This window comes from Pseudomonas sp. B21-035, from assembly GCF_024748945.1.
In the GTDB taxonomy this organism is placed as follows: domain Bacteria; phylum Pseudomonadota; class Gammaproteobacteria; order Pseudomonadales; family Pseudomonadaceae; genus Aquipseudomonas.
The window spans coordinates 1048087-1063284 of record NZ_CP087179.1 but is presented as its reverse complement, the minus strand read 5'-3'; the positions used below and the strand labels follow the sequence as shown (position 1 = coordinate 1063284).

At 63.9% G+C, this 15198-nt stretch carries 12 protein-coding genes; 4 read left to right on the top strand and 8 right to left on the bottom strand.

The window, feature by feature from the left end; all coding sequences use genetic code 11:
• The first annotated feature begins 63 nt into the window (after positions 1 to 63).
• Positions 64 to 585: a ribosome biogenesis factor YjgA gene (gene yjgA, locus LOY22_RS04800; protein WP_045196322.1), complete on the top strand. Its 522-nt coding sequence runs from the start codon at positions 64 to 66 to the stop codon at positions 583 to 585.
• A 42-nt stretch (positions 586 to 627) separates the two neighbouring features.
• On the opposite strand, the gene tldD is transcribed toward yjgA, so the two are convergent.
• The 8 genes from tldD to mreB form a co-directional block, all read right to left on the bottom strand.
• Entirely contained in the window at positions 628 to 2067 is a 1440-nt protein-coding gene (tldD, locus tag LOY22_RS04795) for a metalloprotease TldD (RefSeq protein ID WP_093388168.1), read from the bottom strand.
• A 2-nt stretch (positions 2068 to 2069) separates the two neighbouring features.
• Positions 2070 to 2921, bottom strand: a complete 852-nt coding sequence (locus tag LOY22_RS04790; RefSeq protein ID WP_258596574.1) for a carbon-nitrogen hydrolase family protein — start codon at positions 2919 to 2921, stop codon at positions 2070 to 2072.
• Between the two features lie 8 nt (positions 2922 to 2929).
• Positions 2930 to 6745 carry a YhdP family protein gene (locus LOY22_RS04785; protein ID WP_258596572.1) on the bottom strand — a complete coding sequence of 1272 codons (3816 nt, stop codon included), beginning with the start codon at positions 6743 to 6745 and terminating at the stop codon, positions 2930 to 2932.
• A gap of 88 nt (positions 6746 to 6833) precedes the next feature.
• Positions 6834 to 8291: a ribonuclease G gene (gene rng, locus LOY22_RS04780; protein ID WP_045196314.1), complete on the bottom strand. Its 1458-nt coding sequence runs from the start codon at positions 8289 to 8291 to the stop codon at positions 6834 to 6836.
• Positions 8292 to 8371: 80 nt separating this feature from the next.
• Positions 8372 to 8974: a nucleoside triphosphate pyrophosphatase gene (locus LOY22_RS04775; RefSeq protein ID WP_093388159.1), complete on the bottom strand. Its 603-nt coding sequence runs from the start codon at positions 8972 to 8974 to the stop codon at positions 8372 to 8374.
• A 35-nt stretch (positions 8975 to 9009) separates the two neighbouring features.
• Positions 9010 to 9498, bottom strand: coding sequence for a rod shape-determining protein MreD (gene mreD, locus LOY22_RS04770; RefSeq protein ID WP_045196310.1), 489 nt, complete (start codon positions 9496 to 9498; stop codon positions 9010 to 9012).
• The gene (mreC, locus tag LOY22_RS04765) at positions 9498 to 10565 is read right to left on the bottom strand and encodes a rod shape-determining protein MreC (RefSeq protein WP_093388156.1); all 1068 of its coding nucleotides are present in this window, start codon (positions 10563 to 10565) and stop codon (positions 9498 to 9500) included. The genes mreD and mreC overlap by 1 nt, the downstream gene beginning before the upstream one ends.
• A 167-nt stretch (positions 10566 to 10732) precedes the next feature.
• Positions 10733 to 11770, bottom strand: coding sequence for a rod shape-determining protein MreB (gene mreB, locus LOY22_RS04760; RefSeq protein ID WP_008371426.1), 1038 nt, complete (start codon positions 11768 to 11770; stop codon positions 10733 to 10735).
• Positions 11771 to 11972: 202 nt separating this feature from the next.
• Between mreB and gatC the strand changes: the two genes are divergently transcribed.
• Genes gatC through gatB form a run of 3 tightly spaced genes read left to right on the top strand, consistent with a single transcriptional unit; the run spans position 11973 to position 15185 of the window.
• The gene (gatC, locus tag LOY22_RS04755) at positions 11973 to 12260 is read left to right on the top strand and encodes an Asp-tRNA(Asn)/Glu-tRNA(Gln) amidotransferase subunit GatC (RefSeq protein WP_045196305.1); all 288 of its coding nucleotides are present in this window, start codon (positions 11973 to 11975) and stop codon (positions 12258 to 12260) included.
• A 16-nt stretch (positions 12261 to 12276) separates the two neighbouring features.
• A complete protein-coding gene (gatA, locus tag LOY22_RS04750) occupies positions 12277 to 13728 on the top strand; it encodes an Asp-tRNA(Asn)/Glu-tRNA(Gln) amidotransferase subunit GatA (protein ID WP_093388153.1) in 1452 nt (483 codons plus the stop codon).
• 11 nt (positions 13729 to 13739) lie between these two features.
• The gene (gatB, locus tag LOY22_RS04745; protein WP_045196301.1) at positions 13740 to 15185 is read left to right on the top strand and encodes an Asp-tRNA(Asn)/Glu-tRNA(Gln) amidotransferase subunit GatB; all 1446 of its coding nucleotides are present in this window, start codon (positions 13740 to 13742) and stop codon (positions 15183 to 15185) included.
• Positions 15186 to 15198 lie beyond the last annotated feature (13 nt).

The following is a 15198-nucleotide window of genomic DNA, read 5'->3' as shown; positions in this document are numbered from 1 at the left end:
ACCGGACCGGACAAGCGGCCCCCGACTGGTTATCATGGCGGCGATTCTCAGCGGACTGCCCCCATGGTTGATTCTTACGACACCGCCTTTGACGGCGAAAAAAGCAAAACCCAGGTCAAGCGCGAAATGCAGGCGCTGGTCGAGATGGGCGAGCGCCTTACCTTGCTCAAGCCCGATACCCTGGCCAAACTGCCGTTGACCGACGAGTTGCGCGCGGCCCTGGAAGAGCACAAGCGGCACACCGCGAACGAGGCCAAACGGCGTCACAAGTCGTTCATCGGCAAGCTGATGCGCGACCAGGACATCGACGCGATCAATGCCCTGCTTGACCAGCTCGACGCCTCCTCGCGCCAATACAACGAGCGCTTCCACAACCTTGAACGCTGGCGTGACCGGCTGATCGATGGTACCGACGAGGTCCTGGAGAAGTTCGTCCAGGAATACCCCGATGCCGATCGCCAGCAACTGCGCTCGCTGATCCGCCAGGCCCAGCACGAGCTGGCGCGCAACAAGCCGCCAAGCGCGAGCCGCAAGATCTTCAAGTACATCCGCGAACTCGACGAGGTCCAACGCGGCCTGCGTTGAACCCCGCACACGGGCAGGCGCCCTGCCTGCCCGGTTTCATCTTCAAGCGCCGGTGCCACCGACGGTGATCGCATCGATCTTCAGGGTCGGCTGGCCAACGCCTACCGGCACCGACTGACCATCCTTGCCGCATGTACCGACACCGCTGTCCAGCGACAGGTCGTTGCCGACCATCGATACCCGGCTCATGGCTTCCGGCCCGTTGCCGATCAGGGTTGCGCCTTTGACCGGCGCGGTAATCTTGCCGTCTTCGATCAGGTACGCCTCACTGGTGGAGAACACGAACTTGCCGCTGGTGATGTCCACCTGGCCACCGCCGAGGTTGGCGCAGTAAATACCCCTTTTCACCGAGGCAATGATTTCTGCCGGGTCGCTTTCGCCGGCACGCATGTAGGTGTTGGTCATGCGCGGCATCGGCAGGTGCGCGTAGGATTCGCGTCGGCCGTTGCCGGTGCGGGCCATGCCCATCAGGCGGGCGTTGAGCTTGTCCTGCATGTAGCCCTTGAGGATGCCGTTCTCGATCAGCGTGGTGCACTCGGTCGGGGTACCTTCGTCATCGACGCTCAGTGATCCGCGACGACCTTCCAGGGTGCCGTCATCGACAATGGTGCACAGGCTCGAAGCCACCTTCTCGCCCATGTGGCCGCTGTAGGCCGAACTGCCCTTGCGGTTGAAATCACCCTCCAGGCCATGGCCGACCGCTTCGTGCAGCAATACGCCCGACCAGCCGGAGCCGAGCACCACCGGCAGGGTACCGGCCGGCGCCGGGATGGCTTCGAGGTTGACCAGCGCCTGGCGCAGGGCCTCACGGGCATAGCCCATGACCCGTTCGTCGGTGAAATAGCGGTAGTCGGTACGCCCGCCGCCACCGTGACCGCCGCGCTCGCGACGGCCGTTCTGCTCGACGATGACACTGACGTTGAAACGCACCAGCGGGCGAATGTCGGCGGCCAGGCTGCCATCGGCGGCGGCGACCAGGATGCGCTCCCAGACCCCGGCCATGCTCACGGTGACTTGCTGGATACGCGGATCGAGCTTGCGCGTGGCGGCGTCGACACGCTTGAGCAGCTCGACCTTGTCGGCGCGGCTGATGACCTCAAGCGGATTGTCGGTGCCATACAGCTGGGTAACGTCCTGGCTGTTGAACGCCTGCACGCTGCCGTTCTGCCCGGCACGGGAAATCGAGCGCGCGGCGCGGGCCGCCGAGGTCAGGGCTTCGAGGTTGATGGCGTTGCTGTAGGCAAAACCGGTCTTCTCGCCGGACTGGGCACGTACGCCCACGCCCTGGTCGAGGTTGAAACTGCCTTCTTTGACGATGCCGTCTTCCAGCGCCCAGGATTCGGAAATCTGCCCCTGGAAGTACAGGTCGGCGGCATCGATGCCTGGCCCGGCCAGCTCGCCCAGCACTGACTGCAGGCTGTCGAGGGTCAGGCCGCCCGGCGCCAGCAGGTGTTCGCTGACAGTGGATAACATCTCGCTCATAGTCACTCCGAGGTGTGCGCAGGCCGCAAGGCGTCCTGCGAGAAAAAGCGCCGGTGCAAGGTCACCGGCATCCGCGCCCGGATGGACGCCTGTTCGCTGCTGTCACGTTCGCCCAGCAGCACGGCTTCGCCGCTGGCCTGTTCGGCGACGATGCGCCCCCAGGGGTCGACGATCGCCGCATGGCCATAGGTTTCCCGGGGCCCCGGGTGAGTTCCGCCCTGGGCCGAGGCCAGGACATAACACTGGGTTTCAATCGCCCGCGCGCGAATCAACACTTCCCAGTGCGCGGCACCGGTCACGGCGGTGAAGGCCGACGGCGCACTGATCAGCTCAGCCCCGGCCTCGCGCAGCGCGCTGTACAGCTCGGGGAAGCGCAGGTCATAGCAGACGCTCAGGCCCAGGCGCCCGACCGGGGTATCGGCGACCACTACCTGGCCGCCATGGGCGTAGTCATCGGATTCGCGATAGCGGCCACGGTTATCGGCGACATCGACATCGAACAGGTGCAGCTTGTCGTAGCGCGCCACCTGCTCACCGTGCTCATCGATCAGCAACGAGCAGGCATGGGCCTTGGCTTCGGCCTGGCCGACCGGCGGCAGCGGCAAGGTCCCGGCCACTATCCATAACTTGAGGTCACGGGCGGTCTGTTTCAACCAGGGCAGGATCGGGCCTTCGCCCAGCGCTTCGGCGCGGCCGATTGCGGCGCTGTCGCGCCGGCCCATGGCAGCGAAGTTCTCCGGCAGCACGGCAAGCCGTGCACCGCCTGCGGCTGCCTGCTCAAGCAGTTGCCGGGCGCGCACCAGGTTGGCCAGAACGTCGCTCTGGCTGACCATCTGGATAACCGCTGACTTCATCCCGGCTCCTAGCGTGATTTTTCGAAAGGTTTGATAAAGCTTATCTTAGGCTCTTTCCACGGACCTTCGACGCGATAATGCACGCTGGCGTAGCGCGCCACCCGGTCACCGAGCAGGCGATCAACCAGGAACAGCGCCCCGCCGATGGCCGGCGCACCGACGATCAGCGCGGCAATCGGCAGGTTGTTGGTCACCGGCAGGGTCACCAGCAGGTTGGCGTCGACCCGGTCACGGACCATGTCCAGGGTGCCGTCCAGCTCAAGGTTGCTGGAGGGGCCGGTGACGGTGATCGGTTCGCGGGTCACATACACCCCTTCACTGGCCACCAGCAGGCCTTTGACCCGGTCGTAGCTCAGGCCCTTGTCGAGCAGGTCGGAGAAGTCCAGACGCAGGCGCCGGCCAATCGAGTTGAAGTTGAGCAGGCCGAACACGCGCAGGGCCTGGGCGCCACCTTCGACTTCGACGAACTGGCCTTTGCGCAGGGCGGCGTCGAGGCTGCCGGAGAAGCGCTTGAGGCCGACCCAGGCTGGCGAGCCGGGCCAGCGGCCGTCGACATCCAGGCGAAAGTCCCGGCTGGTGACGGTCGGCGCAAAGTTGAAAGCCTTGAGGATGTCCGCCAGGTTCTTGCCTTCCAGACGGCCCTTGTACCAACTGCTGCTCGCCCCTGGCGCCCCTTCCCAACCGCCATTACCGTCGATCTGCAGGCCTTTGACACTGACATCGAGGTCATTGAGGGCGATGCCCTTGGCAGTCGGACGAACTTTGACCGCCCAGCTGCCGAGCAGGTCATCGCCACGGAACAGCTTGTCGATGGAAAGATCAACGGCCGGAATCTTGCGCGGATCAATACTCGCCATCGGGTCCGGGCCGTCATCGGAAGACGCTTCGGCGGGGTCGGCGGCCGGCAGGTGAATGGTCTGCAGGTTGATTACCATCGGCGCGCCCTTGGCATCCGGGATCCGCGCGTTACCGATGACTTCCTTGCTGTCCAGGCGCACGACCCAGAGGTTGCCACCGCGATCGACACGCACCACCGCCTGCGCCAGGTTCAGGCCAAAGCCCTTGAGCTGGCCAATACTCAGGTCGACGCCACGCAGCGTCTGCTTGGCACTGCCACCCGGGTCGTTGCCGGCAAAGCGCTCGAACTGCTTCTGCCAGGGCTCCAGGTCCAGCTCGGCCAGGCGACCGCGCACACGCAGGCCCTGGCCAGGCGGCAACTGTGCGGTACCGGCGCCGAACAGCAGTTCACCGCGGCCCTGGTCGAGCTTGTCCATGGGCGCGGCGTAGATGGCCTTGGCAACGTCGGCATAAGTGACATTAAAGCGCCGCTCCGGCCCCTGCAGCCCCATGCTGAACTGGCTGTTGCGGGTCTCGTTGGCGGCCTTGCCGAACGGCGCGGGCAAATCCACCGCCAGGCCCTTGAGGCTGGAATCGACAGTCAAGGTGTTGTCGCGGCTGCCCAGGCTGACCTGCAACTGGTAAGGCAGCTCCCCGGAAAGCGGCAGGGCCTGTTTGACCTGCAGCCAGTCGGTCAGTGACTTGAGCGGCATCTGCCCTTTGGCGTTGATGCGGGTCTGCATCTGCCCGGGCTTGCCTTCGGCAAAGATCTGCGCGGTGATCGGCTTGTCGAAAGCCCGCGCACTGATGTTCTCGCCGCTCAAGCCTTTGTCGAAGTCAAAGCGCAAGTCACCCTTGAGCTGATGGAGTTCCAGGGCAGGTGAAGCGATCTTCAGCCGTGCATCGCGAACATTGAAGTCAACGACCACCTTGGGTTGCTGGCCTTTGGCCAGGGGAATATCCAGCTTGAGCTTGCCCTTGAGATCGCCCTCGCCCTCCCAGCCGGCAAACATCGGCCCGGTGCCGATAGGCGCGTCCTGGAGGATCTTCAGGCCGTCGCCAAGCCCGCCGTCAAATTCGCCGTCCAGGTACAGGTGATTGTGTTCACCGGCGGCAACATGGGGAATGTTGACCTCGACGTTGCGTACCTGAGTATTGAGTAACTGTCCGCTTTGCGCCTTGATGCGCACACCATCGTCGTCGATAAACACGTCACCGGCGACTTTCTGCACCTGAGGCCAGCCGGGCTGAAAATCCAGGGCGGCGTCATGGACTTTGAAGAACAGGCTGATACTGCGGGCCTGCTCCGAGGCGCCGTGGTTGAGCGAGCCCTGGTACTGGAAGTAACCCTCATCGACCGCGCCCTTGAGGATCGCCGTGCGCAGCCATTCATCCAGCGCCGGGCTTAGTACTTCGGGCAGGTACTTGGCGGTGTAGCGGCCATCGCCGTCGACCAGGCCGACGCGCAGGTCCATGTAGTCTTCACGGGTTTCATCGAACAGCAGGCGAATGAGGAAGTCGCCGGCAATCTTGCCCTCCTCGCCCAGCACCTTCAGGTACGGCGCGATCAGGGTGAAGCCTTCCTGGTCCAGGCGCCAGGTCAGGCGTGCGTTGGCTTTCTGGTAATGCCAGGGTTTCTCGAAGATCGGGTACAGGTGCAGCATGAAGGCATCGGTATCCAGGCGCAGTTCGCCCTGGCCGAGGTCACCGCTGATACTGCCGCTGACATTACCGGCAGCCGGTGCACCGTGATAGGCGTCAAAGCCAACCCGCTCAAGGTTGGCAGCAAAACTCAGGCGCTGGTCGCCGGTGGCTTTAGGCCGCACATCCAGGCGCACGTTACGCAAGGCCCCGGTGACCTTGAGGCCATCGACCACGGCCATGAGTTTTTCCGGCAGCGGCGCCAGCGCGTCGATCAGCGGCGTAACCGGGGTCAGGTCGAGACGGTCGGCCTGGATCGCCCAGGTTTCCTCGCTCGACTCGGTCGCGGCCGTCTGCTTGAGCTGCACATGGGATTCCCAGCGGGTCTTGCCCAGACTCATGGCCAGCGAGTCGACCAGCACCTCCAGGCCCTTGTCGCCGCGCTGGAACCAGGCATTGAGGGCCAGGTTGTCAATCTGCACGGGCTTGCGTTCGGCATGATTGCCGCGCAGCTCTGGCGCATTCAGGCGCACCACAGCGCTTTGCAACTGGCCCTTGCCCCAGTTCAGCCACAGCTCGCCACCGGCGCGCAGCTCAGTGGCCTGCCACTGGCCCAGCAGGCGTGGCGGCAGCCAGCGCGCCCAGTCGCTTTGCGGCAGGCTCAGGTAGGCATCGATTTCACCGTCGCGCCACTGGCTGGGGCGAATCCGGCTGCGCAGGCTCAACGCCAGTGGCTGGCCATCGGGCAAGGTCAGCCGCGCGTCCAGGCGCTGGCGCACACTGCCGGTCTGCAGGCCGAGGCTGACGTAGGTGAGGGTCATGGGTTCGCGCTGGAACGGCTCTAGGGTCACCTGGCTGTCGACCACGGTGACTTTCGACACCACCTGGATCTGCTTGAGCAGTTGCTCGGGGTCGAGTGGTTTGTCGTCTTTTTTCGGCAGGCCTTCCAGGGCCCAGGCGCCGTTCTGGTCCTCGCGCAGGCTCAGTTGCAGGCCGCCAACTTCGAGGTTGGCCAGGCGCACCTGGCGCTCGACCAGGCTGGCCCACAGGTCCGGCACCAGCCTGACGCCGTCCAGGCGCAGGGCACTGGGCCCTTCGCCGACCTGGATATCGCGTACCCGCACGATCGGCGCCAGGCCGCTCCAGTGCCCTTCCAGGGCACCGATATGCACCGGCAGGCCCAAGGCTTGCTCGGCCTTGTCCTCGACCTCGGCACGGTACTCGGCCACCAGCGGGATGAACTGCCGGCCGAGACTGACATAAAGCGCCACCAACACCGCCAGCAAGGCACTGATGCCCAACCCCCAGCGGGTCAAGGCGCCGAGAACGCGCATCAGTCGTTCCATGCCTGTGGCCCTCCAGATCGTGCCTTAACTATGGCCGCAACCCGGCGGTTTGCCAGCCGGCGCACTGCGCAATGTTGTTCAGACCGAGTCAGAGGAGCACCACATCATATTGTTCCTGGGAATACATGGACTCGACCTGGAAGCGAATGGTTCGACCAATGAAGGCTTCAAGTTCGGCAACGTTACCCGATTCTTCATCCAGCAGGCGGTCGACCACCTTCTGGTTGGCCAGCACCCGGTAGCCTTCAGCCTGGTAGGCGCGGGCTTCGCGGAGGATCTCGCGGAAAATTTCGTAACAGACGGTCTCGGGGGTTTTCAGCTTGCCCCGGCCCTGGCAGCAATAGCAGGGCTCACAGAGTACCTGCTCGAGGCTTTCGCGGGTGCGCTTGCGGGTCATCTGCACCAGGCCCAGCTCGGTGATGCCGATGATGTTGGTCTTGGCGTGGTCGCGCTCCAGCTGTTTTTCCAGGGTCCGCAGTACCTGGCGCTGGTGCTCTTCATCTTCCATGTCGATGAAGTCAATGATGATGATCCCGCCGATATTGCGCAGGCGCAGTTGCCGGGCAATGGCGGTGGCCGCCTCGAGGTTGGTTTTGAAGATGGTCTCTTCAAGATTGCGGTGGCCGACAAAAGCCCCGGTATTGACGTCGATGGTGGTCATCGCCTCGGCCGGGTCGACTACCAGGTAACCGCCGGATTTGAGCGGCACCTTGCGGTCCAGGGCGCGCTGGATCTCGTCTTCGACGCCGTAGAGGTCGAAGATCGGTCGCTCGCCCGGGTAGTGTTCCAGACGATCGGCGATTTCCGGCATCAATTCGGCGACAAACTGCGTGGTTTTCTGAAATGTTTCCCGCGAATCGATGCGGATCTTCTCGATTTTCGGGTTAACCAGATCGCGCAGAGTGCGCAGGGCCAGGCCGAGGTCTTCGTAGATTTCGGTCGGCGCGCCGACGGTCTTGATCTGCGCGCCGATCTGCTCCCAGAGCCTGCGCAGGTAGCGGATGTCCATGAGGATTTCATCGGCCCCGGCGCCTTCGGCGGCGGTACGCAGGATGAAACCACCGGCATCCTGGATATTTTCCTGGGCGATGCAGTCAGTCACCACCTGCTTGAGGCGCTCGCGTTCGGCTTCGTCTTCGATCTTCAGCGAAATACCGACATGACTGGTGCGCGGCATGTACACCAGGTAGCGCGACGGGATCGACAGCTGGGTGGTCAGGCGCGCGCCCTTGGAGCCGATCGGGTCCTTGGTCACCTGCACCACCAGGCTCTGGCCTTCGTGCACCAGCGCGCTGATGCTCTCGACCGACGAGCCTTCGCGCAGGGAGATTTCCGAGGCGTGGATGAACGCCGCACGGTCCAGGCCGATGTCGACGAAGGCCGCCTGCATGCCCGGCAGTACCCGCACCACCTTGCCTTTGTAGATGTTGCCGACGATGCCACGGCGCTGGGTGCGCTCGACATGCACCTCCTGCAGTACACCGTTCTCCACCACCGCCACGCGTGATTCCATCGGTGTGATGTTGATCAGAATCTCTTCACTCATGGCAGGCTCTCGTCAAAGGACTTCAGTAATCATGGATCGCTCGCGGGCGACTGGCTAGGGCAGTTCTGGCTAATCCTCGCTCAACAGGCCGGCAGACGCTGCCAGCAGGGGATGGCGAATTGACCGAGCAGTTCGGCGGTTTCGTTCAAGGGCAGGCCGACCACGGCCGAATAGCTGCCTTCAAGGCGCTGCACGAACACCGCCCCCAGGCCCTGAATGGCGTAGCTTCCGGCCTTGTCGGCAGGTTCGCCGCTGGCCCAGTAGGCCTCGGCTTCCTCGGCACTGATGGGGCGAAACCGCACACGGCTTGTGACATTGACGCTCAGGCAACGCTGATGATCGGCCACGGCCACCGCCGTCATTACCTGGTGCTCGTGCCCGGACAGGGCTGCCAGCATGGCCAGGGCATCTTCGCGGTTTTGCGGTTTACCGAGAATTCGACCTTCGAGCACCACGGCGGTATCGGCGCCCAGCACTGCTACCGGGCCCTCGCTACCTTCGGGTAGTGACGCAAGGCCAGCGCACGCTTTCTCCCGCGCCAGACGCTCGACGTAAGCTGCTGCAGCCTCTGCGGGCAGCGGCGTCTCGTCGATCGCGGCACTGAGCGAAGTAAAGGGAACACCGATCTGGGTCAGCAACTCACGGCGGCGTGGCGAGCCAGAGGCCAGGTACAGCAGGGTCATCTTGACGTCTCCCTGTCAGCGTTGAATGTGAGTGCTCAGTTGATGCTCAGGCGTCGGCGCAGACCACGCAGGCCATAGCTGATCCACGGCCAGAGCAAGGCGCTGATGACCGCCGACCAGATCAGCGCCAGGGTCGGCAAGCGGTTGCCGGTCAGGGCGCTGAGCCACAGCTGGATCAACTGGGCCAGGCCGAAAATCACCAGGATCACCAGGCTCTGCTGCCACATCGGGAACATCCGCAGGCGCTGTTGCAACGACAGCACCAGGAAAGTGATCAGGGTCAGCACCAGGGCGTTCTGCCCCAGCAAGGTGCCATACAGCACATCCTCAGCCAGGCCGAGGACGAATGCAGTGGTCATCCCGACCCGGTGCGGCACGGCCAGGGTCCAGAAGGCCAGCAACAGGGCCAGCCACATCGGCCGGAACACTTCGGCGAACTGCGGCATGGGCGACACGCTGAGCAGCATGCCGATCAGAAAGCTCAGCCAGATGACCCAGCCATTACGGCTGCGGGTGCTTACCATCAGTGTCTCTCCCGGGTAATGACTGGCGCGCCGGGAACCGCAGCAGGGGCTGCGGGGGCTGCCGTGGCGGGCGGATGGGCACTGGTTGCCGGTGCGGCTGGCGTCGTGGCAGCCGGCGCCGGGGTGGCCGCAGCCGGTGCAGCCGGGGCGCTGCCAGGCGCAGGCGCGGCCGCCGAAGCGGGCAGGCCCTGGCGATCAGCCTCTTCCTGGGCAATCGCGGCATCGCTGGCACGTTGCTCGGGCGAGCGGCTATCGGTGAACACCAGCAGCAAGTAACGGCTGCGGTTGAGCGCAGCGGTCGGAATCGCCCGGACAATGGCAAACGGCTGGCCTGAGTCGTGGATCACTTCCTTGACCGTGGCCACCGGGTAACCGGCCGGGAAGCGCTGGCCGAGGCCGGAGCTGACCAGCAGGTCGCCTTCCTTGATGTCGGCGGTGTCGGCTACATGGCGCAGTTCGAGGCGCTCGGGGTTGCCGGTACCGCTGGCAATTGCCCGCAAGCCGTTGCGGTTGACCTGCACCGGAATGCTATGAGTGGTGTCGGTCAGCAGCAGTACCCGCGAGGTGTAGGGCATCAGTTCGACCACCTGGCCCATCAGGCCACGCGCGTCGAGCACCGGCTGACCGAGGACCACGCCATCGCGCTCGCCCTTGTTGATCAGGATCCGGTGAGTGAAAGGATTGGGATCGACGCCGATCAGCTCAGCAACTTCGACCTTCTCGTTGACCAGCGCCGAGGAGTTGAGCAACTCGCGCAGGCGCACGTTCTGCTCGGTCAGGGCCGCCAGCTTCTGCAGGCGACCTTGCAGGAGCAAGGCTTCGGTCTTGAGTTTTTCGTTTTCAGCGGCGAGTTCGGTACGGCTGCCAAACTGGCTGGCAACCCCCTGCCACACGCGCTGGGGCAGATCGGTAACCAGGTAGGACGGCATCAGCACCAGGCCCATCTGGCTACGCATTGGCTTGAGCAGGGTGAAGCGCGCGTCGACCACCATCAGGGTGATCGACAGCACAACCAGCACGAGCAGGCGTACGCCCAGCGAAGGGCCCTTGGCGAAAAGCGGTTTAATGGGCCGCTCCTCGTGGACGACGATTCAAGAGGTCATTCATACGGCAACGCACCGGCCTGCTTGCGGATTGACGGAAAACGACGCCCACACGGACGTCAGCCCAGCACATACAGGTAGCACTGTGGGCACTACCTGTAAACCGGGCGGCGTGAACTGCGGGCTCCGGCTTATTCGCTGGAGAGCAGGTCCATGGTGTGTTTGTCCATCATTTCCAGGGCACGGCCACCACCGCGAGCTACGCAGGTCAGCGGGTCTTCGGCGACGATTACCGGCAGGCCGGTTTCCTGTGCCAGCAGCTTGTCGAGGTCGCGCAGCAGGGCGCCACCACCGGTCAGCACCAGGCCACGCTCGGCGATGTCCGAAGCCAGCTCCGGCGGCGACTGCTCCAGGGCGCTCTTGACCGCCTGGACGATGGTCGCCAGGGATTCCTGCAACGCTTCCAGCACTTCGTTGGAGTTCAGGGTGAAGGCACGTGGCACGCCCTCGGCCAGGTTGCGGCCGCGGACATCGACTTCACGAACTTCGCCACCCGGATAGGCGGTACCGATTTCCTGCTTGATGCGCTCGGCGGTGGACTCACCGATCAGGCTGCCGTAGTTGCGGCGCACGTAGGTGACGATGGCTTCGTCGAAACGGTCGCCACCGACTCGTACGGATTCGGCGTAGACCACACCGTTCAAGGAGATCAGCGCGATTTCAGTGGTACCACCACCGATATCGACGACCATCGAACCGCGGGCTTCCTCGACCGGCAGGCCGGCACCGATGGCGGCGGCCATTGGCTCTTCGATCAGGAACACTTCACGGGCACCGGCGCCCAGCGCCGACTCACGAATGGCCCGGCGCTCGACCTGGGTCGATTTGCACGGCACGCAGATCAGTACCCGCGGGCTTGGCTGCAGGAAGCTGTTTTCGTGAACCTTGTTGATGAAGTACTGCAGCATTTTTTCGCAAACGCTGAAATCGGCGATCACGCCGTCTTTCATCGGACGAATGGCAGCAATGTTGCCAGGCGTACGGCCCAGCATGCGCTTTGCCTCGGTACCGACAGCGACGACACTTTTCTGGTTGCCGTGAGTACGAATGGCCACAACCGATGGCTCATTCAGGACGATACCGCGCTCACGCACGTAAATAAGGGTGTTGGCAGTGCCCAGGTCGATGGAAAGATCGCTGGAAAACATGCCACGCAGTTTCTTGAACATGGGAAAGTGACCCTAGGCAACGCGTGGGTAAAAAAGTGCGGCAAACTCTAACAACGGCGGGGATTTTGGGCAAGGCACCAATATGTTAAATTGGCGGTTTTTCCGAGCAAGCCTGCACATGATCGCGGCCTTATGACCGTAATACTGCCAGCATGTTCCTCATCGCGGAGCAAATCCGTTTCTGTTTTCCCAGGAGATCCCCATGGCGCTTGAACGCTGCGACGTGGAAAAGATCGCTCATTTGGCCCGACTGGGCCTGAATGAAGCCGATCTGCCACGCACTACCGATGCCCTGAACAGTATTCTGGGACTGGTCGACCAGATGCAAGCGGTCGACACCACTGGCATCGAGCCACTGGCCCACCCTCTGGAAGCCACCCAGCGCCTGCGCGCCGACGTGGTAACAGAAAGTAACCATCGCGACAGCTACCAGGCCATCGCCCCGGCGACGGAAAACGGCCTGTACCTGGTTCCGAAAGTCATCGAGTAAGGGAATAGAGCCTGCCATGCATCAACTGACCCTGGCCGAGATCGCCCGCGGACTCGCCGACAAGAAGTTTTCTTCCGAAGAGCTGACCCGCGCCCTGTTGGCGCGCATCAACCAGCTCGACCCGCAAATCAACAGCTTCATCAGCGTCACCGAAGACCTGGCCATCAGCCAGGCCCGGGCCGCCGACGCCCGCCGCGCCGCCGGCGAGAGCGGCGCCCTGCTCGGTGCACCGATCGGCCACAAGGACCTGTTCTGCACCCAGGGCATCCGCACCAGTTGCGGCTCGAAGATGCTCGACAACTTCAAGGCGCCGTACGACGCCACCGTGGTCAGCAAGCTGGCCGAAGCTGGCGCCGTGACCCTGGGCAAGACCAACATGGACGAATTCGCCATGGGTTCGGCCAACGAGAGCAGCTACTACGGTGCGGTGAAAAACCCGTGGAACCTCGAGCACGTGCCGGGCGGTTCGTCCGGTGGCTCGGCGGCCGCGGTTGCTGCGCGCCTGCTGCCTGGCGCCACCGCCACCGACACCGGTGGTTCGATCCGACAGCCGGCAGCGCTGACCAGCCTGACCGGGCTGAAACCGACCTACGGTCGGATTTCGCGCTGGGGCATGATCGCCTACGCCTCGAGCCTCGACCAGGCCGGCCCGCTGGCCCGCACTGCCGAAGACTGCGCGCTGCTGCTGCAAGGCATGGCCGGTTTCGACGCCAAGGACTCCACCAGCATCGACGAACCGGTGCCGGACTACAGCGCCAGCCTCAACGCCTCGCTCCAGGGCCTGCGCATCGGCCTGCCGAAGGAATACTTCGGTGCCGGCCTCGACCCGCGCATCGCCGACCTGGTCCAGGCCAGCGTCAAGGAGCTGGAAAAGCTCGGCGCGGTGGTCAAGGAAATCAGCCTGCCGAACATGCAGCACGCCATCCCGGCCTACTACGTGATCGCCCCGGCGGAGGCCTCGTCCAACCTGTCGCGTTTCGACGGTGTACGTTTCGGCTACCGCTGCGAGAGCCCGGTCGACCTCACCGACCTGTACAAGCGCTCCCGCGGCGAAGGCTTCGGCCCTGAAGTACAGCGCCGGATCATGGTCGGGGCCTACGCCCTGTCGGCCGGTTACTACGATGCCTACTACCTGCAGGCACAGAAAATCCGCCGCCTGATCAAGAACGACTTCATGGCGGCGTTCAACGACGTCGACGTGATCCTCGGCCCGACCACGCCAAACCCGGCCTGGAAGATCGGCGCCAAGAACAACGACCCGGTCGCCGAGTACCTGGAAGACTTCTACACCATCACCGCCAACCTCGCCGGCGTGCCAGGCCTGTCGATGCCGGCCGGTTTCGTCGATGGTCTGCCGGTTGGCGTGCAGCTGCTGGCACCGTATTTCCACGAAGGCCGCCTGCTCAACGTCGCGCACCGCTACCAGCAAGTGACTGACTGGCACACTCGCGCACCTAACGGCTTCTGAGGGATCACCACATGCAATGGGAAGTTGTCATCGGGCTGGAGATTCACACCCAGCTCGCCACCCAGTCGAAGATTTTCTCCGGCAGCGCCACCACTTTCGGCTCCGAGCCGAACACCCAGGCCAGCCTGATCGATCTGGGCATGCCCGGCGTACTGCCGGTGCTCAACCAGGAAGCGGTGCGCATGGCCTGCATGTTCGGCCTGGCCATCGATGCCGAGATCGGCCAGCACAACGTGTTCGCGCGCAAGAACTACTTCTACCCCGACCTGCCCAAGGGCTACCAGATCAGCCAGATGGAACTGCCGATCGTCGGCAAGGGCCACCTGGACATCGCCCTCGAAGACGGCACGGTCAAGCGCGTCGGCATCACCCGTGCGCACCTTGAAGAAGACGCCGGCAAGAGCCTGCACGAAGACTTCAGCGGCTCCACCGGCATCGACCTCAACCGCGCCGGCACCCCGCTGCTGGAGATCGTCTCCGAGCCGGACATGCGCAACGCCAAGGAGGCCGTGGCCTACGTCAAGGCCATCCACGCCCTGGTGCGCTACCTGGGCATCTGCGACGGCAACATGGCCGAAGGCTCGCTGCGTTGCGACTGCAACGTCTCGGTACGCCCCAAGGGCCAGGCCGAGTTCGGTACCCGCTGCGAGATCAAGAACGTCAACTCGTTCCGCTTCATCGAGCGCGCGATCAACACCGAAGTGCAGCGCCAGATCGAGCTGATCGAAGACGGCGGCCGGGTCATCCAGGAAACCCGCCTGTACGATCCGAACAAGGACGAGACCCGCTCCATGCGCAGCAAGGAGGAAGCCAACGACTACCGTTACTTCCCCGACCCGGACCTGCTGCCGGTGGTCATCGAAAGCGCCTTCCTTGAAGAGGTGCGCGCCACCCTGCCGGAACTGCCACCGCAAAAGCGTGAGCGCTTCCAGAGCCAGTTCGGCCTTTCGGCCTATGACGCCAACGTCCTGGCGACCAGCCGCGAACAGGCCGACTACTTCGAACAGGTGGTCGGTGTGTGCGGCGACGCCAAGCTTGCCGCCAACTGGGTCATGGTCGAGCTGGGCAGCCTGCTGAACAAGCTGGGCCTGGAGATCGACCAGTCGCCGGTCACTGCCGAGCACCTGGGCGGCATGCTCAAGCGCATCCTCGACAACACCATCAGCGGCAAGATTGCCAAGGTGGTGTTCGAGAAGATGGCCGCCGGCGACGGCGATGCCGACCAGATCATCGAAGCCGAGGGCCTCAAGCAGGTCACCGACAGCGGTGCGATCGAGAAGGTCCTGGACGAAGTGCTGGCCGCCAACGCCGAGCAGGTCGAGCAATACCGCGCTGCGGATGAAGCCAAGCGCGGCAAGATGTTCGGCTTCTTCGTCGGCCAGGCCATGAAAGCCTCCAAAGGCAAGGCCAACCCGCAGCAAGTGAACCAATTGCTCAAGAGCAAGCTCGAAGGGTAATTGCGTCGCCTGC

What these genes read in the sequence shown, in the direction of transcription:
- gatA (WP_093388153.1), top strand. Translation starts at nt 12,277, where the DNA reads ATGCATCAACTGACCCTGGCCGAGATCGCCCGCGGACTCGCCGACAAG.
- LOY22_RS04775 (WP_093388159.1), bottom strand. Translation starts at nt 8,974, where the DNA reads ATGACCCTGCTGTACCTGGCCTCTGGCTCGCCACGCCGCCGTGAGTTG.
- gatC (WP_045196305.1), top strand. Translation starts at nt 11,973, where the DNA reads ATGGCGCTTGAACGCTGCGACGTGGAAAAGATCGCTCATTTGGCCCGA.
- LOY22_RS04785 (WP_258596572.1), bottom strand. Translation starts at nt 6,745, where the DNA reads ATGGAACGACTGATGCGCGTTCTCGGCGCCTTGACCCGCTGGGGGTTG.
- yjgA (WP_045196322.1), top strand. Translation starts at nt 64, where the DNA reads ATGGTTGATTCTTACGACACCGCCTTTGACGGCGAAAAAAGCAAAACC.
- mreB (WP_008371426.1), bottom strand. Translation starts at nt 11,770, where the DNA reads ATGTTCAAGAAACTGCGTGGCATGTTTTCCAGCGATCTTTCCATCGAC.
- rng (WP_045196314.1), bottom strand. Translation starts at nt 8,291, where the DNA reads ATGAGTGAAGAGATTCTGATCAACATCACACCGATGGAATCACGCGTG.
- mreD (WP_045196310.1), bottom strand. Translation starts at nt 9,498, where the DNA reads ATGGTAAGCACCCGCAGCCGTAATGGCTGGGTCATCTGGCTGAGCTTT.
- gatB (WP_045196301.1), top strand. Translation starts at nt 13,740, where the DNA reads ATGCAATGGGAAGTTGTCATCGGGCTGGAGATTCACACCCAGCTCGCC.
- tldD (WP_093388168.1), bottom strand. Translation starts at nt 2,067, where the DNA reads ATGAGCGAGATGTTATCCACTGTCAGCGAACACCTGCTGGCGCCGGGC.
- LOY22_RS04790 (WP_258596574.1), bottom strand. Translation starts at nt 2,921, where the DNA reads ATGAAGTCAGCGGTTATCCAGATGGTCAGCCAGAGCGACGTTCTGGCC.